The sequence below is a fragment of the Streptococcus sp. SR4 genome (assembly GCF_000517725.1).
GTDB lineage: Bacteria > Bacillota > Bacilli > Lactobacillales > Streptococcaceae > Streptococcus > Streptococcus salivarius_F.
This window is the reverse complement of sequence record NZ_AZYW01000047.1, coordinates 142,136-161,267: the sequence shown is the minus strand read 5'-3', so window position 1 is coordinate 161,267 and position 19,132 is coordinate 142,136. Positions and strand designations below refer to the sequence as shown.

The following is a 19,132-nucleotide window of genomic DNA, read 5'->3' as shown; positions in this document are numbered from 1 at the left end:
TATTCTGTATTCTTATGATAAATCTGTTATACTAAGGTGAGACTATTTTCAAAGGAAGAGAAATGACACCTAATAAAGAAGACTACCTCAAATGTATCTATGAGATTGGTACTGAAGAAGGTAAAATAAGCAATAAGGAAATCGCAAACCGTATGCAGGTGTCTCCACCTGCTGTGACGGAAATGATTAAGAAATTGATTTCAGAAGACCTCATCATTAAAGACAAAGTCAAGGGCTATCTTCTAACGAAAACTGGTAAAATCAATGTCGCTGAACTCTATCGGAAACATCGTCTCATCGAAGTCTTTTTGGTGGACCACTTGCAATATACTTGCGACCTAATTCATCAAGAGGCTGAAATTTTAGAGCATACTGTCTCTGATCACTTTATCAATGCCCTTGACCGCCTACTCAATTACCCCCAAACCTGTCCACACGGTGGGCAAATCCCCAAATCAGGCCAGCTCATAGAGGAAATCTACAACCAGACTTTTACACAAGACCTAACTCCTGGAAACTATGTACTTCGTCGAGTTCAGGATCAAATTGATTTACTCCATTATTTGGAAACTGTCGGTCTTAAAATTGGAGTAACTTTTACCTTGAAAGGCTTTGACCCTTTTACACAACTCTACCGCCTGAATATTGATGGAAAAGAAATTCAAATTCCAGAAACTGTTGCTAGCAACCTTTATATTGAATCAAACTAAAAAAGCGAGGCTGATAAACACCCTTAGAAGTGTCATCAGTCTCACTTTTTTTACATTTGTTTCAAGCGTTCCACCCGTTCTGAAATCGGTGGGTGCGTATAAAAGAGCTTCTGCAAACCAGATTCCTTTTTAGGATCATTGATATAGAGAGCTGCGCTAGCATCATCTACGTGATGTTGCATCGGTTCACTATGATCAAGTTTCAGGAGAGCATTAATCATACCTTGTGGGTTACGTGTCAATTCGACGCTAGAAGCATCAGCTAGAAATTCACGCTGACGTGAAATAGCCAACTGAACCAAGGTAGCTGCCAAAGGCGCAAGGATAATGGCAATCAAGGAAATAATGAGAAGAATAATCTCCAAGCCACTACTTCCATTACGGTCATCATCATTACGGCGACGGCCTCCACCCCAGAACATCATATTGCGAGCCATACCAGCTAGCATGGTAATCGCAGATGCCAAGGCAACTGCAATAGTCGAGATACGGATGTCATAGTTACGAATATGGCTGACTTCGTGCCCTATGACTCCTTCAAGTTCCTCACGATTCATAACCGCAAGAAGACCTGTCGTAGCAGCCACAGCAGCATTTTTAGGGCTAGACCCCGTCGCAAAAGCATTCATTGAAGGATCATCGACAATAAAGACACGTGGCATCGGTATTTGTGCTACCATAGCCATATCCTCAACCACATGATAAAGGTTTGGAGCGGTTTGTTCATCAACCTCTCGTGCACCATTCATAGCCATAACGACATTGGTTGATTGGAAAATCATGGTAACGGCATAGATAAAACCGATAACTAGAGCAAGAATCAAACCACCAAAGCCTGAACCTAACCAAAGATAGCCGACACCGTAACCAACAAGGCCCAACAAGAGGAAAAAGACCAGGAGCAAAAGCCAAGTCTTTCTCTTATTTCGAGCAATCTGATCAAATAACATATTAGTTACCTAGTCCACTGAAATCAACCTTAGGAACAGCTTTTTCTTCTTCTGGTGTTTCAAGGAATTCAGCAGCCTTAAAGCTAAACATCTTAGCAATAACATTGCTTGGGAATGTTTCCAATTTCACATTGTAGTTACTAGTTACACTGTTATAAAGTTGGCGTGAATAGGCAATTTTGTTTTCAGTGTTCGTCAACTCTTCTTGAAGCTGGCTGAAGTTTGCACTAGCCTTAAGGTCAGGGTAACTTTCAGCTACCGCAAAGATTCCAGAAACCTGGCGTGTCAATTCATCACTAGCACGCATAGCTTCTGCTGGTGAAGTCGCAGCTGCTACTTGATTACGAAGCTCTGCTACTTTTTCAAGCGTTGAACCTTCGTATTTTGCATATCCCTTAACAGTCTCAATCAAGTTAGGAAGAAGGTCATTACGACGTTTCAATTGAACATCAATTTGACTCCATGCCTCCTTAGTCTGCATACGGCTTTTAACCAAGCCGTTATAACTTGCAATAACAAAAATTACAAGAACAACGATAATGGCAATAATAATCCAAATCATATTTTTATTCCTTTCTTGTACTGAAAAAGAGTCAATTAACCTCTCTTTCAAGTATCTTTGATAGTCTCAGTATATCAAATTTTCAGATAAAAGTGGTAAAATCTGAGTCGTTTTACAAAAAAACTGGACAAGATGTCCAGCTTTTGTATTACTCTTTAGACGTGTGTCGTTTACCTTGGGCTAGGGCATCTGCTTCTGTCATTGTAACGACATTTGTTTTCTTGGTATTTTTTGGCATAGATAAAAAACACCCATTTTAATGGATGCTTCTTACCTACTATTTACCTGCTTTTTTACCTTGTTTTGTAAGGTAAACTGTAGATATACTTAGTGCTGCAGCAACTCCGACAAGAAGGAAGACCGTTGTCGTATTAGACTTACCTTTTTCTTTTGAAGTGCTAGCTTGGCTTTCAGAACTCTTGGCCACCTGTTTTGCCTCAGTTGCTTTATCAATACGAGCGACATTCTTAGGTGTGTCATCCTTCTTGCTTTCCGCCAATTCTGACAAATCACTGCTAATCTCTTTGGCAACACCTTCAGAGCTTGTAAGTGATGCCGCTTCTGAGGCTAATGTTTCAGAGGCCATAACCGCCATAACTTTACTTGCAATCATATCCACAGACTTCTCATTCAGAAGAGAATTATAGCGAATAGCTTCTGAGGCGAGCTGACTGCTTGTTACAGAGATTTTTAGGTCATTGTTATAAGCGACCTGACTATTTGGTGAGATGCTGACAACTTCAGATCTACGTGCTATTGTTGGAGATTCAGAAACTTTGACATCAACCTGACTTGTTGAACCTTTTTCAATAACTTCTGAAGAAACCTCACTTATCGGATCTTTTTGTGTGCTTTCTGAAGTTGGAGATTTCTCTGGGCTATCAGAAGTAATTGCTACGTCAACCTGACTAGTAGATGAAGCTACTGAAGTTTCCTCATTCTTTGGTGACTCAGAGGCTGGAGCGGTTGAGCTTGCCTCACTATTTGGTGTTTCTGAAACTGATGTCTCGGAGATCACTTCACTGTTAGATACTTCAGAAACTGGAGTGCTTGAACCTACCTCACTCTTTGGTGTTTCTGATGCTGAAGTTTCAGAAATTACTTCACTAGTTGATGCTTCAGAAACTGGAGTGCTTGAACCTACCTCACTCTTTGGTGTTTCTGAAACTGAAGTCTCGGAAATTACCTCACTGTTAGATACTTCGGAAACTGGGTCTGTTGAACTTTCCTCACTAGTCAATGCTTCGGAAACTGGGGCGCTTGAAGTTGCTTCACTTTTCGGTATTTCTGATGCTGAAGTTTCAGAAATTACTTCACTAGTTGAGGCTTCAGAAACTGGAGTGCTTGAACCTGCCTCACTCTTCGGTGCTTCAGAAACTGAAGTCTCGGAAATTACTTCACTGTTTGATACTTCAGAAACTGGAGTACTTGAACTTGCCTCACTATTTGGTGTTTCTGATGCTGAAGTCTCAGAAACTACTTCACTAGTTGATGCTTCAGAAACTGGAGTACTTGAACCTGCCTCACTCTTTGGTGTTTCTGAAACTGAAGACTCTGAGATCACTTCACTAGTTGAGGCTTCAGAAACTGGAGTGCTTGAACTTGCTTCACTCTTCAGTGCTTCAGAAACTGAAGTCTCGGAGACTGGATTATTGACAGGCTTTGGTTCAGGTTTTGTTGGAGAAACTGCTGAGACAGCCCCAACAATCGTCGCCTTATTGTCAATCGTATTATTAGATAAACGGATTTCTCCATTACCATTGTCACCCATCTCAAAGTTTTTGGTAATCACCGGCTCAGCCAAGGTATTCAATAGTTTATTATCATAGACATCGACATTCTTGATTGTTCCACGAACTTGTTGGAAATCAATGGCACCACGATGGAGCTTATAGAGGTCATTAGTTGTCCCTGAACGTAGAATGGTATTGTCATGAATCTTAATTCCAGAATCATTGAGGTCAAAATTGTGACCTGCAAAGACAGTGTTTACACGGATACCTGCTCCAGCAAAGACGTCCTTGATGAGGTTTCCTGAGATTTCATGCCCCTTACCACCAAAAATACCGATACCAGCCGCACGCCAGCCTGATTCAATGGTGTTGTTGAGGAATTTATTATTTTCCTCAGCTGCGGCATTTGTCCCATCTGAAATACTTGACCAGATAGCTAAACCATCATCACCATTTCCACGGATATTCGAGTTTTTAACTGTTGAATTCTTGGTTCCTTGGGCAAAGTTAATACCATCAGCTAAGTTATTACGGATACGAGCATTTTCAACAACAAGACCGTCCGTATACTTCATATTTCCCGTCTGGTCGTAGTCTCCAATCCACATACCGACTTCGAAATGCTGAACCCAGATGTCGTGAATTTTCGAATCCTTACCAAGTGTTCCCGAGATAGCCTTGTACTGTGCATCTTCGTTATAGCGAGACGTCAAGTTAGAATCCATATAAAGATTGCTCAACTCAATGCCATTACTATTATGACCGAAGACAATACCACCACCATAGCGTTTGTCACTTGTAAAGTGTAGTTGTGTATGCCAAACACCGGCACCTGAGATTTTTAGATTATCAGCTTCGATATTAACCTGTTTATCAAAATTGAAACGTCCTTCTGGAATATAGACAGATTTTCCGCTGGCTTTAGCTTCTTCCACAGCCGCAAGTAGGGCAGCAGTGTCATCACTATCATCATTGGCAGAGGCACCCTTATCCACGATACTGATACTATTTTCACCTTGGGCAACAGGCGCTGGAGCCTGTTCTAGCTCAATAAAGTCAATACCGTAAGGGACATTGTCATCTTTCTTCTTAACTAGAGAAATCTTATCTCCAGATTTCAATTGGATATCCTTGAGGAGAAGACGTGTCTCATCAAAACGAAAACGTGCACTTGAACCATCAATGGCTTGATCATACTCATGGTCCCCTTTAAGGTACTGCCATGCTGAGTGAGATGACAAATCAAGATTACCAACGCTTGAACCATTAACCTGCACATCCAACTGACCTGATGCACCATCAGGTATTGTATAACGCACATTCAAAGCATTGGCTGGCTCAGTGACATTAAAAGTAACTGCCGCACCCTTTTTAGGAAGCTCAACATAAGTTTGGCTAGTCGCTTCCACAGCCGTAGATTCCATGTCCGTTGACTGTTGGATTGTAGCACCATTTTCAACACTTGCATTCTCTGCCTCATGAGTCGTATAAGGCATCTTTGCACCGTAACCATCAGTGCTGTACTCCTTGCCTTGACCTTGGTTCTCAGTCGCATTGGTTAAGACATTTGCTGAAGTTTCTTGAGTTTGAGGGTTGCTTGCCTCAACCAATTGATCAATGGTCGGAGTCTGTTCAGCTGCTTGAACAGTTGTTACCTGAGGCTGAACTGTAGCAATATTGGCAGGCTGTGACGCTTGCACAGTCTCAACTGATGCTGGTTCGGAAGTCGCCAATTGTGCCGTTGAGGCTGTTTGAGGTGTCTGTGCCTGATTTGAGGCATCAGTCAAATCACTAATCGATTGTGCCTCATCAGCCTGAGCTGCTTGCCCATTGGCAAGAGCCATAAAGCCAATCAAGGCTGATGCTGCGCCAATAGAATATTTACGGATGCTGTACTTTGGTTTCGTTTTTCTTTCTTTAAACAAGTCTATTCTCCTGATACTTTTTTTCACAATCTCTCTATCTTAGGACCAAGCCGTCCTTTGAAAGAAAATAAAGATTCCCTCATATTAAAGATTGTTAATAATGCTGTTGTTTTTCTTATTAAAAATAAACCAAAGTAAATTATAAGGGATGAAAAAGTAAAAAAAAAGGCTAGGCTATCCATTTTAACAAGGCCTTAACAAAATTGTCATATTAGAAAGTTCAGTCTATCACGTCTAAATTATAGTCTAAAAATGTCGCACAAAAAGGTAATTTCTTTCACGTGTAAGAAAGAAAAAACTCTAAATTTCCATAAAGGCTTATTTAGCAAGAGTTATCGGCCAAAACGATCAAAAAGTTTTAAATATTATTTCTCAGATTTCTGTCAAACGTTTGACAGTCTTTTTTAATTTTACGCTTCAAAGTATTATTTTCCGAATGTTTTAGTATTACAAATGTTAAACAGCAAAAAATAAAAAAGAGACAAAAATCTGCCTCTGATTTTCAAAAAATAAGTAACTTAGCTATTTTTACGATAACAATCCATCTAATTCTTCAAGCGATAGACCAGTCACATCTGAGACAACTTCTAGAGATAAGCCTTTTGAGAGCATCTTACGAATCAACTCTAAACGCTCCTCATGACGACCTCGTTCCAACCCTTGTTTAAGTCCACGCTCTAGTCCCTGCTCTAACCCTTTCTCTATGCCTTCTTCACGCGCTTCATCAATTGCTGTTTCCATGGTCATGTCATAATTTTCTTGAATACGTATGCGTTCATCAATCATCGCCTTTTCCTCCTGTGTCCAGCTGGATGAATCCAGTACTGAATCGGCATGCGTGACCGCTCGGCTAGGTGCCTTAGAAAATGGGAGATTTCCAAAGAACTCTAGCCACTACCGCCCTTCATCCCTGATATGCTTATCTTTATTATACTTATCCAACTCTAAAAAGGCAATCTGAAGAAGGTTCTGCTGTTTCCCATCCTTATAGTAAGCATTCAAAGGCCTCCCCGTCCGACTATTGGCCATCCAATAAGTATTAATCGGGGACTCCTCATCTGGCAACAAGGTCTTCTCCAAGATAGCTATACCATAGACCGGCTCCATCTGCTCATACATCTTATGCGTCTGCCCTTGTTGGCGTAATTGTTGTACATTTTCCACCAGCTGATTAGCCAAATAATAATGAAAACGATTGAGAAAATAATGCTGCTTACGCACCTGAATCTCAATGATAACCTCCGTTCCATCATTCAACTTGGCTCGAACATCCACCGACGTTGAAAAGAGCTCATCCTCATCAAAGTCCTTTTTATGAAGCTGTGTCCCCTCCAAAATCTGAGCATCCACAACATCCAAATCCAAAATATCTCGAATAAATGCTACCGTCACCTCAGGCAGGCTAAAAATCTTCTTAGCCATGATATCCAAGGTCGGCGAGACATGCTTGTGTCTTTTTTCCATCTACTTCTCCTTAGTAAAAAATAGAGGGTTAGCCCCTCTACTTCTATTATTCGGAAAAAGTAAATGAAAGATGGCAATTACCCCTTAAATGCTACCACAAAAGCCTTGAGTTCTTCGTCTGCTTCTGGTGTTGTTCCATGAAGCTGGCCAAGCATGTCAAGAAGGGACGCTGTCTGACTTTCAATCGTCGCATTGGTCTGATTAATCTTAGCCACAATCTCTGTCAGTGGCTCCACTTCTTCTTCCTCAAAGGTATCCACATAGCGAGGAATATTAAGGTTGTAGTCATTTTCCACAATCTCTTCAAAACTAGCCAGATGGGCGAACTTGTCCATATCCTCACGGCTCTTATAGGCATTGAGAATCTTCTCAATATGGGCATCTGTCATGATATTCTGATTCTTCCCCTTATCAAACTCCTTAGAGGCATCGATAAAGTAAACATCACGATTGGTGCGGTTCTTTTTGAGAATGATAACCGTCGTCGGAATACTGGTGTTAAAGAAGATATTAGCAGGCAGACCGATAACCGTATCAATAGCACCTTCTTCTAACAAAGCCTTACGAATCGTCCCTTCGGCATTACCACGGAAAAGCACCCCATGAGGTAGGACGATGGCCATAACACCATTGTCTTGTTTCAAGTGATAATAACCATGCAAGAGGAAGGCAAAATCAGCCTTAGACTTAGGTGCCAGTTTCCCAAATGGTGAGAATCGAGGATCATCCATGAAACCTGAGCTGGCAGACCACTTGGCTGAATAAGGTGGGTTCATGAGAACACCGTCAAAGTTAGTCGGCTCTTGAGTTGGCCAATCCTCATCCAAGGTATCAGCGTTATGTAAAAACTGGTTTTCAATCGGCACACCATGCAGAATCATGTTCATACGTGCCAGGTTATAAGTTGAGGTATTTAACTCTTGACCAAAGTAAACCACGGTCTGCGGCTGGCGTGAATAACGTTTGGCATTAAGCAAGAGCGAGCCTGACCCCATAGTCGCATCGTAGAGGGTAAAGCCTTGCTTGTCCTCACGACCTAAAAAGGCAATCTGGGTCATAAGCTTGGCTACAGGTTGCGGTGTATAGAACTCACCAGCTTTCTTACCCGAATCCGTCGCAAACTGACCAATTAAGTACTCGTAAGCATCACCAAGCATATCACCAGCATGACCAGCCACATCTAAGACCGCCAACTCCTTCATCACAGCCGCAACAGTCTGGTTTTGCTTTTGTGGAGTCGCCCCAAGTTTCTTAGAGTAGAGATCGATATCTTCAAAAAGGTTTTCATAAAGCTCGTCACTCTGCTCAATATCACGGAAGCCCTGAGCCAAGTCCTCTAGCTGGAAGCTTCCATCATTCACTCGCTCTACCAAGGCCGTAAAGGTCAAGTCAGGATGAATGGCATAGCTCATCTCATCAGTGATAACTGCCAAGAGGTCTTCGTGAGTCTCCTCATCCTCATAATATTTACGATAGACTGCCAGTGCCTCTTCCAAGCTTTCTGTCTCCTCCTCCATGGTCTCTGCCACGAAAAAGAGCATCTTGTCCGACAAATACTTGTAAAAGACCATGCCCAAGAGATAGGACTTGTAGTCATTGGCATCCATCTTAGAGCGGAGCACATCCGCTGAGTTCCACAGGGCTTGATAAAGCGACTGGGAGGTTTGTGTTGTTTCTGACATAATGTTTCTTTCTTTGTATTTTTAAATGTTATCCTATTAGTTCTAATAGCCAATCACGTTTTCTTCCACTTCCTTGATGACCTCATCTGAAATCTCAGAAATAGGAAGTTGGTAAATAGTGTTTTGACGTGGGTTGAAAATGCCTAGTTTTTCAATGGTTTGAAACTCTGGATGAATCGAACGCCTACCCATGAGATAGTAAATCAGTAGCTGCAAGGTATGGTCCTTGTTGGGCTTACCTGTTGTGACTTTAAAGTCCCAAAGGGTATCTTTGGTTAGGAAATCCCCATCACCAGTCGTTATGGTAGCCGTATAAGCCCCTTCCATGGTAAAACCATCCGCAGTCACAGGACCAAAGGCCTTGAAAAAGCTCAAACTACGCTCAACCATGGTACGAATATTAGCAATAGTCGCCTGATCTGGAACAATCTTCTCCACTGGACGATAAAACAGAGGACCCGCACGAAAGGCACTATCAAAACCTGCCAACTGACAAGCCTTAATAAGCGACAAATCATCTAGCCCCTTAACATCATCCAGAAGACCAAAAGCCTTAGACTCCATCCTTATGGCACGAGCACCAAGCAAGGAAATCTCAAAAGCCTCCTCAACAGCTGTCCCATCCATGAAACGACTGAGATAGTCCACAGCAGTCCCAACCAAACTAGCCGCAATAGACTCCTCAGCATTAAGAACCTGACCATCATCAAGCGTCGTCACAGTAAAAGCCTTAACAGGTAGATAACCACCACGAGGCTGCTTAATCTGTTTAATACGTTGCGTTACTGATACCATGTTTGTCTCCTTTGAAAATACTCTGCATTAAATCTTAAGTCTCGACCTTAAATCTTGTGTCTTCCATCTCAGTAAATGTGAAACCTTCCTTCTCCATCTTTTCAAGTCTCGGTTTAATTTTAGAAATGACAGACTCCTTATAATCAGTATGCTTATGAGGGGATTCAAACAAATATCTACCAGTCCAAATAGTATACCTCTTGTCCTCAGAAATAATATCAAATCCTTCATAGCCTAGTTCATTCGTAATAATTGATTGAAAAATCCAAAATGATAGGAATTCTCTGTCATCAAATAATTCTATAGCCTCCCAAATAGTATTATCCCAATACTTAAACTTTTCAAACAAACCCTTACTACTTAAATAGGTTAACAGAAAAAAGTCCTTTCTACGTAAGTTTGAAAAAGTCTCAGTATCTATTCTTAAATCAGAATAATATAGTCCTAGTTCGTGAAAACTAAGTAAATCGTGTTTATTGAGAAAATATATGATTTCAGACTGATCCAACTTTTCATTTCTAAGGATAGGCTCCCACATACTTATAATTCTAGTAATAACATCTTCAGCCAGAGGTGAATTCCTTTCATATGAAGGTATAACCTCATTCAAACTTTCTTGAACAATAAAATTCATTGAAGGACTATTCTTAAACTTCATTGATTCTTTTATTACCATAATCAAAAGTTGTTTTTTCATTTTTTTAGAAAATACTCGGAATTGACTAGATAAGTATTGGTAAAAATCAGATGATTGATCTGACTCAATAATCTCTGATATTAATTCCTCTGAGTTACTAGTAAACAGTAGATCTAACTCAATTTTTGTTCGGTTACTTGTCTGCTCATATAATAAATATTCTAACTTATTCTTTTTGAAACTTAATGGATATTCTGAATTATCTGAACTCTGAATTTCAGATAATTGTTCTTTTAGCGTATGACCTATACTTATTATGTCCTGAAAATCTGACTCTTCTGATTTCTCCACCTTAATTGGTTCACCTTTAAGCAGATTCATATATAAATCTGGATAAAATAAATAAGTATAAATCACTAGTAATTGCTGTTCAACCTGAACATGGTCCAACTTTCCTCTTGTAAAGAATTCTTGATTGACATAATCATTAAAGTGTTCTCTATCTCGTAGATTCTTCTGATCAGAACTTATTCTTTTTTTAAAATCATTAGAAAGCGCTATATTAAATTTATCTTCTAGAACACTAAAATAGTTATTCCATATTTTAGAAGGATGCAAATCAAATGGCAGTTCAACTTGTCTATCAATTATTTTTGATAAATAATTACCATCACTTTTATGAACCTTTGTAATATCACCAACAAAAACAATAGGCAACTTTCCATTTATCAAACTGAAAAGTTTATAACTTTCTTCTTGTTGCTTTTCAGACATTCTATCAAAGTCATCAATAATCAGGACTTTCGAAAATTTTGGTAATTTACTTAATAAGAAACAATAAAATTCATCCGATTTTTTCTTAAAAACTTGCCATACAGCAACTATTAATGCTACTACTCCTCCTAGTTTCAAAATCAAAGGTTTTGAGCCACCAAAATAATTACTCAACCCAATATCAACAACATTAGTCATCAGTATAGATACAGCCACTAGCAGGATAATACCCAGTCTTATAGTCCAGTATAAAAAAGGATGTAATTTTGAAAATGCAATCTCGATAGTTGAACGAGTATCAGATAACCTCCAAAAATCAATGGTAATAAGTTTATTTTGGGAACCTCTCTTCACTTTTTTTAAAAATTCCGACTTACCAGATCCCCAACTACCATTTAAAAAATATGTTTTATTATCATAAAGTAATTCAGCAAAATTTTTCGCCGCAACTGAAGTATCAATGTGCTCTAACTTAATGAATTCATGCTCCATACATCACTTTCTCCTTAGATGAACATATCTTGCAAGAGTTTCTTTTTCAGAGTCTCAAGCTGAGTTATTTTTTCCCGATAAGAAGTGATAAGTTGGTCAAGTATTGAGAAATAGGAGCCGATGGCTTGTTGTTCTTTTACTGTCGGTACTGCAAGCTTATAAGTAATAAGGTTTTTATAGTACAACCTAACACGCGTACCACCTAGTTTTTGCATAGTTGAAAATCTTAAAAATAACCTAGAGTTATTCAGATGATAAAGTAGAAAATCAATATCAGAATTATCATTATTAATAAAAACAGGATATTCTTTAGAAACCAAAACATCAGTTTCAAAATTATTCTTATTAAATTTAAAAATAGAATCATCTGACATATGACGATATGTGACATAGCCAATTGGAACTCTATGAAAATCAAGTGTCAAATCTATTCCAGTCCTTCCACCTTCAAAATAATCATTCTGTAAATAAAGACCTTTTCTAGAAGAAGTTGCAATTGGAAAACCTGATACACCTGATATTATCTCGTCATAACTTTCTATCAATGTTCCTAAGTTAACTACTTCCCACTCACCTTCAAATCCATCCAAACGAATCTCAGGAACTGCCTCTCCATCTTTTGGAAACATCTTGGAAAGCATAGTCGCCTTGAGAGATTGGTAGTTAGCAAGATTGTTCTTGTAGCTAGCCAAAAGGTCATCAAGGGTACGGAAAAGTGAGCCGATGGCGGATTGTTCGTCTAATAATGCAGGTAAAGAAATCTTGAGATTTGACAAAGATTTTTGACTAATTCCTTTTGCAGTTCCTCCACTTGACAAAGAAGTTAATTCATTAAATATTTTTGGGCTACGTAATAAAGTGGCTAAAAAATCCTCTCTAATTAAATGATGTTTAACTTCAAAGGCAATCGTACGTTGACTTAGAATATACAAAGCATCATTAGGAATCTGTGCAACATTTCCCATTGGTGCTTCAGTAGTAAAAACAACTTGCCCTTTATGAAGATTATTATCTCCCATCCATCGATTATACAATTCTTGATCTCCATAATTTGCATCAGCATTGAAATCAATATAGCCGTTTTTCACATTTAAAGCTGATAAAGCTAGAAAACCTGTATCGCTCCAACTTAAACCTAATTTTTTAGGTGTTCTCCCTCTGTAATCTAATATTTTTTCTATATTAGATAATAGAGGTCTTTTAATCCAATCATTTTTCTCTTTGCCAAAAACAAATTTAGGGGTCATTTTTCTCCTCAACTCTTACAAATTTTCATCTAAAAATTGTTTTAATTTTTCACGTAATTCATTATCTAGAATTTCTTTTTTTATATCTTCATCAAAACTATTATATTTTGTTTTCAAATCATATCTAAAAAGTAATGTAAAATAAATAGCTATTTGAATCGCAGAACCAATAAGTAAGAGAAAAATAAAAAACAGGAACAGTATATAAATTTTACCTACCCAATTATAGATATTTTCATTAAAAAAAGAAAATATAACGATAATAAAACTAGATATAAAGCCTCTATTAACTATTGACACTAGTCTCTTATACTCTTTAAACTTAAGTTTTGATATAAGGGAATTTGTATTTGAACTTAATAGAAAACTGTATAAAGAAAAGTAAATACCAATAAAAACTGTTGAGATAGTCACTAAATTCGTATTATTTGTATAGGCATTTTTGTAAAACCAATCATATAACTCTAAATAATTTCCTAAAAAAAGAGACACTGCAACAATTAACACAATTATGGTCGATAAACTCCACCAAAAATATTTATCAATAAATTTAAGCATGACAACATCTCCTTTCTAGTTTTGGATTTTTATATGCTATTTTCAGTTACAATATCAAATTCACTCTCATCAACAGATAACAAAGAACCAAATGAAAGATAATGAACATCCTTAATACGATTCTGATCGTCATAATAATGCGATGTCATTAGATTAGCTAATTTTTCAAAATCATCAGTCTTTGAAGATGTCTTTTCCTGAATATAGAACCCATCTTTTTTTAAATCTATTTCAGAAGGTTCATGTGTTTCTGGATTTAAAAATTCAACTTTAGCTGATATTAAGTTATCATCTTCTGAGTTTAATAAATTCAAAATTCTATAAATACGTTCTATATCCATTTCTCTCTTATACCAACTTTTTTTAAATGCTACAGTAGTAGTATTTATATCTAATTCTTCAGAAACTTCAATCATATTACCAAATAATTTTTCTAATAGAGTTTTATTGCTATCGTTGATATTTGGAAACAAATTTGACAATTGAAAACCTTCATTTTTAATTTGAATCACGATTGATTTGATACTCTCAGAAGCTTCTATTAAAGGTTTTAAACTATCTGTTTTCAAAGGCTCGAATTTCACCGAATATTTAATATTAGGAACTTTACTCTTTATAAAACTTGATAAGTACTCCCCAATTTGATTGATTGAAGGACCCAAAAATTTTCTTTCCATCAAAAAGAGATGTGAAGTAGGAATAACTAAACAAACACTAGGTTCGAAAAGGTCTCCATCAATTTGTTTAATTTCTTCTTCACCTATTTTTCCCTCATATGGTTTTTCACTACGATATTTACCAATCCAAACTGTTCTATTTCTAGGAAGGTATTCGTACCCTTCTAATGATGATCCATTTGTTACATGATGTAATGGAATTCTACTATTATTCATAAACATCGTATGCTGACTCCCTAACTTTACAGTTCTTTCTATAGGAGAAGATACTCGAATTATATCAATTAATTTAGACAAATCATAATTTGTCTTTTCACCATTTCGACACAAAAAAACATTAAAATATTGAATTTTCATTTCCATTAATCTCCAATTATTTTACAATCTCCAAATTATTATTGTTATAATCTATACATCCTTCTATCTCAACATTTGGAACAAAAACATTGAAATTCAATTCTTCATTTTGCTCACAACTACTTCTTATATGAATACCTCTTGGTATTTTCTCCTCAGAATTACAGTATATTAAATCAGCTCTGTATTTTACTACTGCATCTGGGGTTTTATTTTCAATTTGATATACAATAAAGTTCTCAAAGTAACTTTGATTATGCCCCCATTTGGCAGTATGATGATTACCCTGATTTGACCATTTAGTTTGCTTATATATATTTTTATTGTTCTTCTTACTAGTGTTAAAACGAGTACCCTTAAAAAGCTGTCTACCTAAAATATGGCCAGCGTCAAATCCTGTTTTTTTGAATGGCGACGTCCCTTTTGGACCTCTTCCCTCTATCGTTTTTATTGATATAATGCCATTTCCCCCAGTTGGCAGATTGTCATTAGTATCAAAATTTTTCGGATGTCCAATGTCTAAATTAGAAAAAAATTCCTTGTTAATCGAGTTATCCATAACAAATGAACCCATGCAATATTTCAACTCTTTTTCTGACTCTACACCTAACTCTTTTAGCATATCATCTGTAAAAAAATCAGCAAATAGTTCTTCTTTTGGAAATTGACTCATAATTTTCTCCTCTTACCTCCCCACTCTCAATGGTTCAATAACCTCTTCAATGAGTTTGGTGTAGGCTTCTTTGATGTGTTTTTTGTAGCTGAGCGGGTTGAGGGCATCAGCTGTTTCTGCTTTGTAGTCTTTGTAACGTTGGCTCTTGGTGAGCTGGCTTTCGCCAGATTGCTTCTTGGCACCCTTACGATAGTGTTGGACATAGTAACGAAGTTCATCGAGTCCGACATACCATTCTCTGGCAAAGCGTTTAAGATGGTCGTCGATAATGGCTTCAATCATAGTGTCCAAGACACCGGTGATAGATTGTCCTTGGTAATCTTTAGGACAGACTTGGACTTCTTTCCACAGATTTCGGATGATTTCGGCTAATTTTGGATTGGTGCGTTCCAGACTCTGGATATAGTTATCAACCGTTTCGATATCTTTGTCACTGAGGGCCTGTGGACTATCTTCTTCCTGCTGAATCATACTTTGAATCAGTGTCAGGATGTAAGCATAGTTAATCTCATCGACTTGGACTGATTCCAGTTCGTAGTGGATGTCAAACAGATTATCATCACCATCGTCTTCAGCTCGACTCTTGAGCTCTGCTAGGATATTTTGATAGATTCCTAGATAGGTTTCGAGCTTTTCATCTGATAGTCCCGTCTCCGCATAGATAGCCGCTTCATCGTATTCGCTATAGACACGGATAGATGCCAGATACTTGTCAAAGGTTTGGTAAGCCTTGGCAATACGACGGAGTTGTGGGCTAGTGGCCTGCTCAATCGTGATGATGTAGTTTTCCACATCTTCCACTTTTACTTGAAAGTCTATCCAGGCTTGAATAAAGTTTGCTTTTTCTTCTGCCCAGTCTGGAGCAGTGACATCATTTTCACCACCGTTTGAGTAGAGTCTAAGGGCGTTATCCACAGCCTCTTTAAAGGCCTCTGGTCTTTGAAAGGTGATGATATGACCATAACGCTTTTTACTGTCAAAGATGCGGTTGGTGCGACTAAAGGCTTGAATCAAATCCTGTGGACGCATGGGCTTACGATCGATAAAGAGAGTAGACAGACATGGGGCATCAAAACCGGTCAACAGACGGTCAACGACGATGACCAAATCCAACTGCTCTTTACGAGGAATATATTTGTCTAACTTTCTGGCTAAACGATTATTGATATCGGTGTTAAAGCCACGTAAATCAGCCATATTAAAATGGGTACCGTACTCTTGATTGTAATCGTCCATGACCTGCTTCATGTGCTCTTGGTAGCCGATAGATTCTTCTTCATTTTCCGACACAGAGTAAGTGACTGTCACCTTTGGAAAGTCAAGAAGCACGCGCTTAACCCGCTCTGACACCTTGACACGTTCCTGTCCTGCCTTGATACTCTTGAGCAGATTGTAATAGGCCTGAGCCTGTGGAATGGACTTAACAGTTAAGATGGCCTCGTAGGTCTTGCCCTCACCATTTGGGAAGCCCAACTGTTGATAACTTTTGTTTAGGATAGCATCCAAGACTTCTAGCATGTGCTCTTTATCTTCATAGACAGAGTCAGGAAGGTCTTCTTCAGGAATCGGCGAAATAATGGTATTTCGATAGTCCACCTTAAATCCCAGAACTGCCCCGTCATGGATGGCTTCTTTGACCGTATACTCATGGAGGCGTTCGCCATATTGTTGGTGGGTGGTTTGTGCCAAATCACCTAATTGCTTGCGTTTATTTTCCTTGAAAATCGGTGTGCCTGTAAAGCCATACCAGAGCGAATTGTGGAAAAAGCCTTTGATATCCTTTTGAGTCTGAGGCGTGACCGCACGGTGACATTCATCCACAACAAAAGCCACACGGAGGTCCTTGATTTTTTCCGAGTCCTTTTGGTATTTACCTTCTTGGAACTTGCGCATCATGGTCGTGATTTTCTGGATAGTCGTCACAATCACACGCTTATCATTTCCTGCCAAACGCTTAACCAAATCATGGGTATTGTCCGTTTCGTCAATATCGATGACATCATTAGCGGCGTAAGAAAGAAAAGATGATGTCGTCTGCTGGTCAAGATCCCTACGGTCCACGACGAAAATCGTCTTCTGAATGGCTGGGATCTGCAAGAGGTTGCGAGCCACCTTGTAGGAGGTTAGGGTCTTACCAGAACCTGTGGTATGCCAGATATATCCTGATTCCTGTCGGCGAGAGGCATCTTGAACAGACTCGATGGCATGGATTTGATAGGGACGTAAGAGGATGAGGGCTTTTTTACTATCATCAATGACGGAATACTGCATCACCATCTGATGGGCACGTGGAATAGATAGGACCTCATGGCCAAAGTCCATGAGACTGGTCATGGGTTTATTATCTTTATCCACCCAAGATGTCAAGAATTGTTTATTGAGCTTATCCTCTCGTGCAGCTGCGATATAACGTGTATCCACCTTATTAGTCACAACAAACATCTGGAGGGCAGAATAGATGCCACGTAACTTTCCTTCACGGTCATACTTTTTGATTTGATGAAAGGCATCCAAAAAGGCCACACGAGGACTCTTGAGCTCAATGTGGATAAGAGGAAGGCCATTAATCATCAGTGTCGTATCTAAACGACGGTCCTGATCTTGTGGATAGGCCTTGTCACGTTCCACCTGATTGACCACTTCGTAACTGGATTTTCCAGCAGCAATATTATCACGCCAGATGACAGAAAGTCGGATAGTCCCAAGGCTAGCATCTTCACGCTGTACCTCAACTTTGGCAATACCATTTTCACCTGCCAACCACTTAGCAGCTTCATAATAGTTAATGAAGTTAAGCTGGTTCTTGATTTGGCGCTTCTCCTGGTCGGTCAAGGGATGGTCAGCAAGTAAGGCAACGTTATTCTGAGCTAACTTCTCAAAAAAGTTGTCCCATAATTGACCTTCATTTTTTAAATCTGGGCGATAGGTCCACTGGCTCTCACCAGAGGTTAACTGCTCGATTAATTGACGTTCTATCTCAAGTTCTGGAGTAACTGCTGGCATGACTTATCCTTTCAACATTGTCGTAATCCCTTACATTATAGCATTTTCACAGGTTCTTTCATAGTTTTGGGAAAATTCAAACAAAAAACACAGCTTGATGCCATGTTTCTATCATCTATTTACTCCCCCCTATGAATCGTAAACCCTGTGGCTTGTTGATTAGCCATGATGGTCATGTCTGAAACCTGAACGCGTCGTGGTTGCTTGGTAACGTAGAGGACTGCCTCCGCAATATCTTGGGCTTGGAGGGCTTCCAAACCTTGATAGACCTTTGCTGCCATGTCCTTGTCACCGTGAAAGCGAACTTGAGAAAAATCCGTCTCAACGATACCGGGCTGAATGGTTGTCACCTTGATATCTGTGGCAATGGTATCAATACGCAAACCATCGCTGAAAGTTTTCACTGCGGCTTTTGTAGCTGCCTACACAGCTGCACCTGCATAGGCATAGATGCCCGCCGTAGAGCCCATATTGATGATATGGCCCTCATTGGCAGCTACCATGCTTGGCAAAATCTGACGTGTCACCATCATCAAGCCCTTGACATTGGTGTCGATCATGGTCAGCAGATCCCACTCTTCATAATCTTGATAGGCTGTTAGGCCTAGTGCCAGGCCTGCATTATTGACTAAAACATGGACTTGCCCCACACTTTTGAGAATAGCTTGGCAAACATCCTTGACCATGTCCATATCGGTAACATCCAGTGCAAAAGTCCAAACTTTTTGGTCTGGATAGGTTGCTTGGAGTTCCTCTTTCAAGGCTTGAAGACGCTCCACACGGCGACCTGTTAGGATGAGATTTTCTCCCTCTTTAGCAAAGGCACGCGCCGTTGCTTCGCCAATTCCTGATGTTGCTCCTGTAATAAGTACGTTTTTAGGCATGATATCCTC

The 19,132-nt window shown here is 39.1% G+C and carries 12 protein-coding genes and 3 pseudogenes; 1 reads left to right on the top strand and 14 read right to left on the bottom strand.

Going from position 1 to position 19,132, the window contains the following annotated elements; genetic code table 11:
- Window positions 1-62: 62 nt before the first annotated feature.
- A complete protein-coding gene (locus tag HMPREF1519_RS06275; protein ID WP_022496818.1) occupies window positions 63-710 on the top strand; it encodes a metal-dependent transcriptional regulator in 648 nt (215 codons plus the stop codon).
- Between the two features lie 50 nt (window positions 711-760).
- Here the strand turns inward: HMPREF1519_RS06275 and htpX are convergent, their stop codons facing one another.
- The 14 genes and pseudogenes from htpX to HMPREF1519_RS06205 form a co-directional block, all read right to left on the bottom strand.
- A complete protein-coding gene (htpX, locus tag HMPREF1519_RS06270; protein ID WP_002884129.1) occupies window positions 761-1,660 on the bottom strand; it encodes a zinc metalloprotease HtpX in 900 nt (299 codons plus the stop codon).
- Between the two features lies 1 nt (window position 1,661).
- The gene (locus HMPREF1519_RS06265; RefSeq protein WP_002884070.1) at window positions 1,662-2,222 is read right to left on the bottom strand and encodes a LemA family protein; all 561 of its coding nucleotides are present in this window, start codon (window positions 2,220-2,222) and stop codon (window positions 1,662-1,664) included.
- A gap of 148 nt (window positions 2,223-2,370) precedes the next feature.
- A pseudogene (locus tag HMPREF1519_RS10770) lies at window positions 2,371-2,463 on the bottom strand (streptodornase); the annotation flags it as partial.
- A gap of 36 nt (window positions 2,464-2,499) precedes the next feature.
- Window positions 2,500-5,880 carry a YSIRK-type signal peptide-containing protein gene (locus HMPREF1519_RS06260; protein ID WP_037611518.1) on the bottom strand — a complete coding sequence of 1,127 codons (3,381 nt, stop codon included), beginning with the start codon at window positions 5,878-5,880 and terminating at the stop codon, window positions 2,500-2,502.
- 528 nt (window positions 5,881-6,408) lie between these two features.
- Window positions 6,409-7,344 (bottom strand): annotated as a pseudogene (locus HMPREF1519_RS10355) (Rpn family recombination-promoting nuclease/putative transposase).
- A 77-nt stretch (window positions 7,345-7,421) separates the two neighbouring features.
- Window positions 7,422-9,026 (bottom strand): type I restriction-modification system subunit M, encoded by a 1,605-nt coding sequence (locus HMPREF1519_RS06245; RefSeq protein ID WP_037611513.1) that lies wholly within the window; start codon window positions 9,024-9,026, stop codon window positions 7,422-7,424.
- A 42-nt stretch (window positions 9,027-9,068) separates the two neighbouring features.
- Complete coding sequence (locus HMPREF1519_RS06240; protein WP_037611511.1) at window positions 9,069-9,821, bottom strand: hypothetical protein; 753 nt, start codon at window positions 9,819-9,821, stop codon at window positions 9,069-9,071.
- A gap of 34 nt (window positions 9,822-9,855) precedes the next feature.
- Window positions 9,856-11,724 (bottom strand): P-loop NTPase fold protein, encoded by a 1,869-nt coding sequence (locus tag HMPREF1519_RS06235; protein WP_037611509.1) that lies wholly within the window; start codon window positions 11,722-11,724, stop codon window positions 9,856-9,858.
- A 14-nt stretch (window positions 11,725-11,738) separates the two neighbouring features.
- Window positions 11,739-12,971 carry a restriction endonuclease subunit S gene (locus tag HMPREF1519_RS10595; RefSeq protein ID WP_197016866.1) on the bottom strand — a complete coding sequence of 411 codons (1,233 nt, stop codon included), beginning with the start codon at window positions 12,969-12,971 and terminating at the stop codon, window positions 11,739-11,741.
- 15 nt (window positions 12,972-12,986) lie between these two features.
- Window positions 12,987-13,529 (bottom strand): hypothetical protein, encoded by a 543-nt coding sequence (locus HMPREF1519_RS06225; RefSeq protein ID WP_037611506.1) that lies wholly within the window; start codon window positions 13,527-13,529, stop codon window positions 12,987-12,989.
- A 29-nt stretch (window positions 13,530-13,558) separates the two neighbouring features.
- The gene (locus tag HMPREF1519_RS06220) at window positions 13,559-14,563 is read right to left on the bottom strand and encodes a hypothetical protein (protein ID WP_156024876.1); all 1,005 of its coding nucleotides are present in this window, start codon (window positions 14,561-14,563) and stop codon (window positions 13,559-13,561) included.
- A 16-nt stretch (window positions 14,564-14,579) separates the two neighbouring features.
- The gene (locus tag HMPREF1519_RS06215) at window positions 14,580-15,236 is read right to left on the bottom strand and encodes a hypothetical protein (protein ID WP_037611502.1); all 657 of its coding nucleotides are present in this window, start codon (window positions 15,234-15,236) and stop codon (window positions 14,580-14,582) included.
- Window positions 15,237-15,248: 12 nt separating this feature from the next.
- The gene (locus tag HMPREF1519_RS06210; protein ID WP_037611500.1) at window positions 15,249-18,239 is read right to left on the bottom strand and encodes a type I restriction endonuclease subunit R; all 2,991 of its coding nucleotides are present in this window, start codon (window positions 18,237-18,239) and stop codon (window positions 15,249-15,251) included.
- 119 nt (window positions 18,240-18,358) lie between these two features.
- Window positions 18,359-19,123: pseudogene (locus HMPREF1519_RS06205) on the bottom strand (SDR family NAD(P)-dependent oxidoreductase).
- Between the last annotated feature and the right edge of the window lie 9 nt (window positions 19,124-19,132).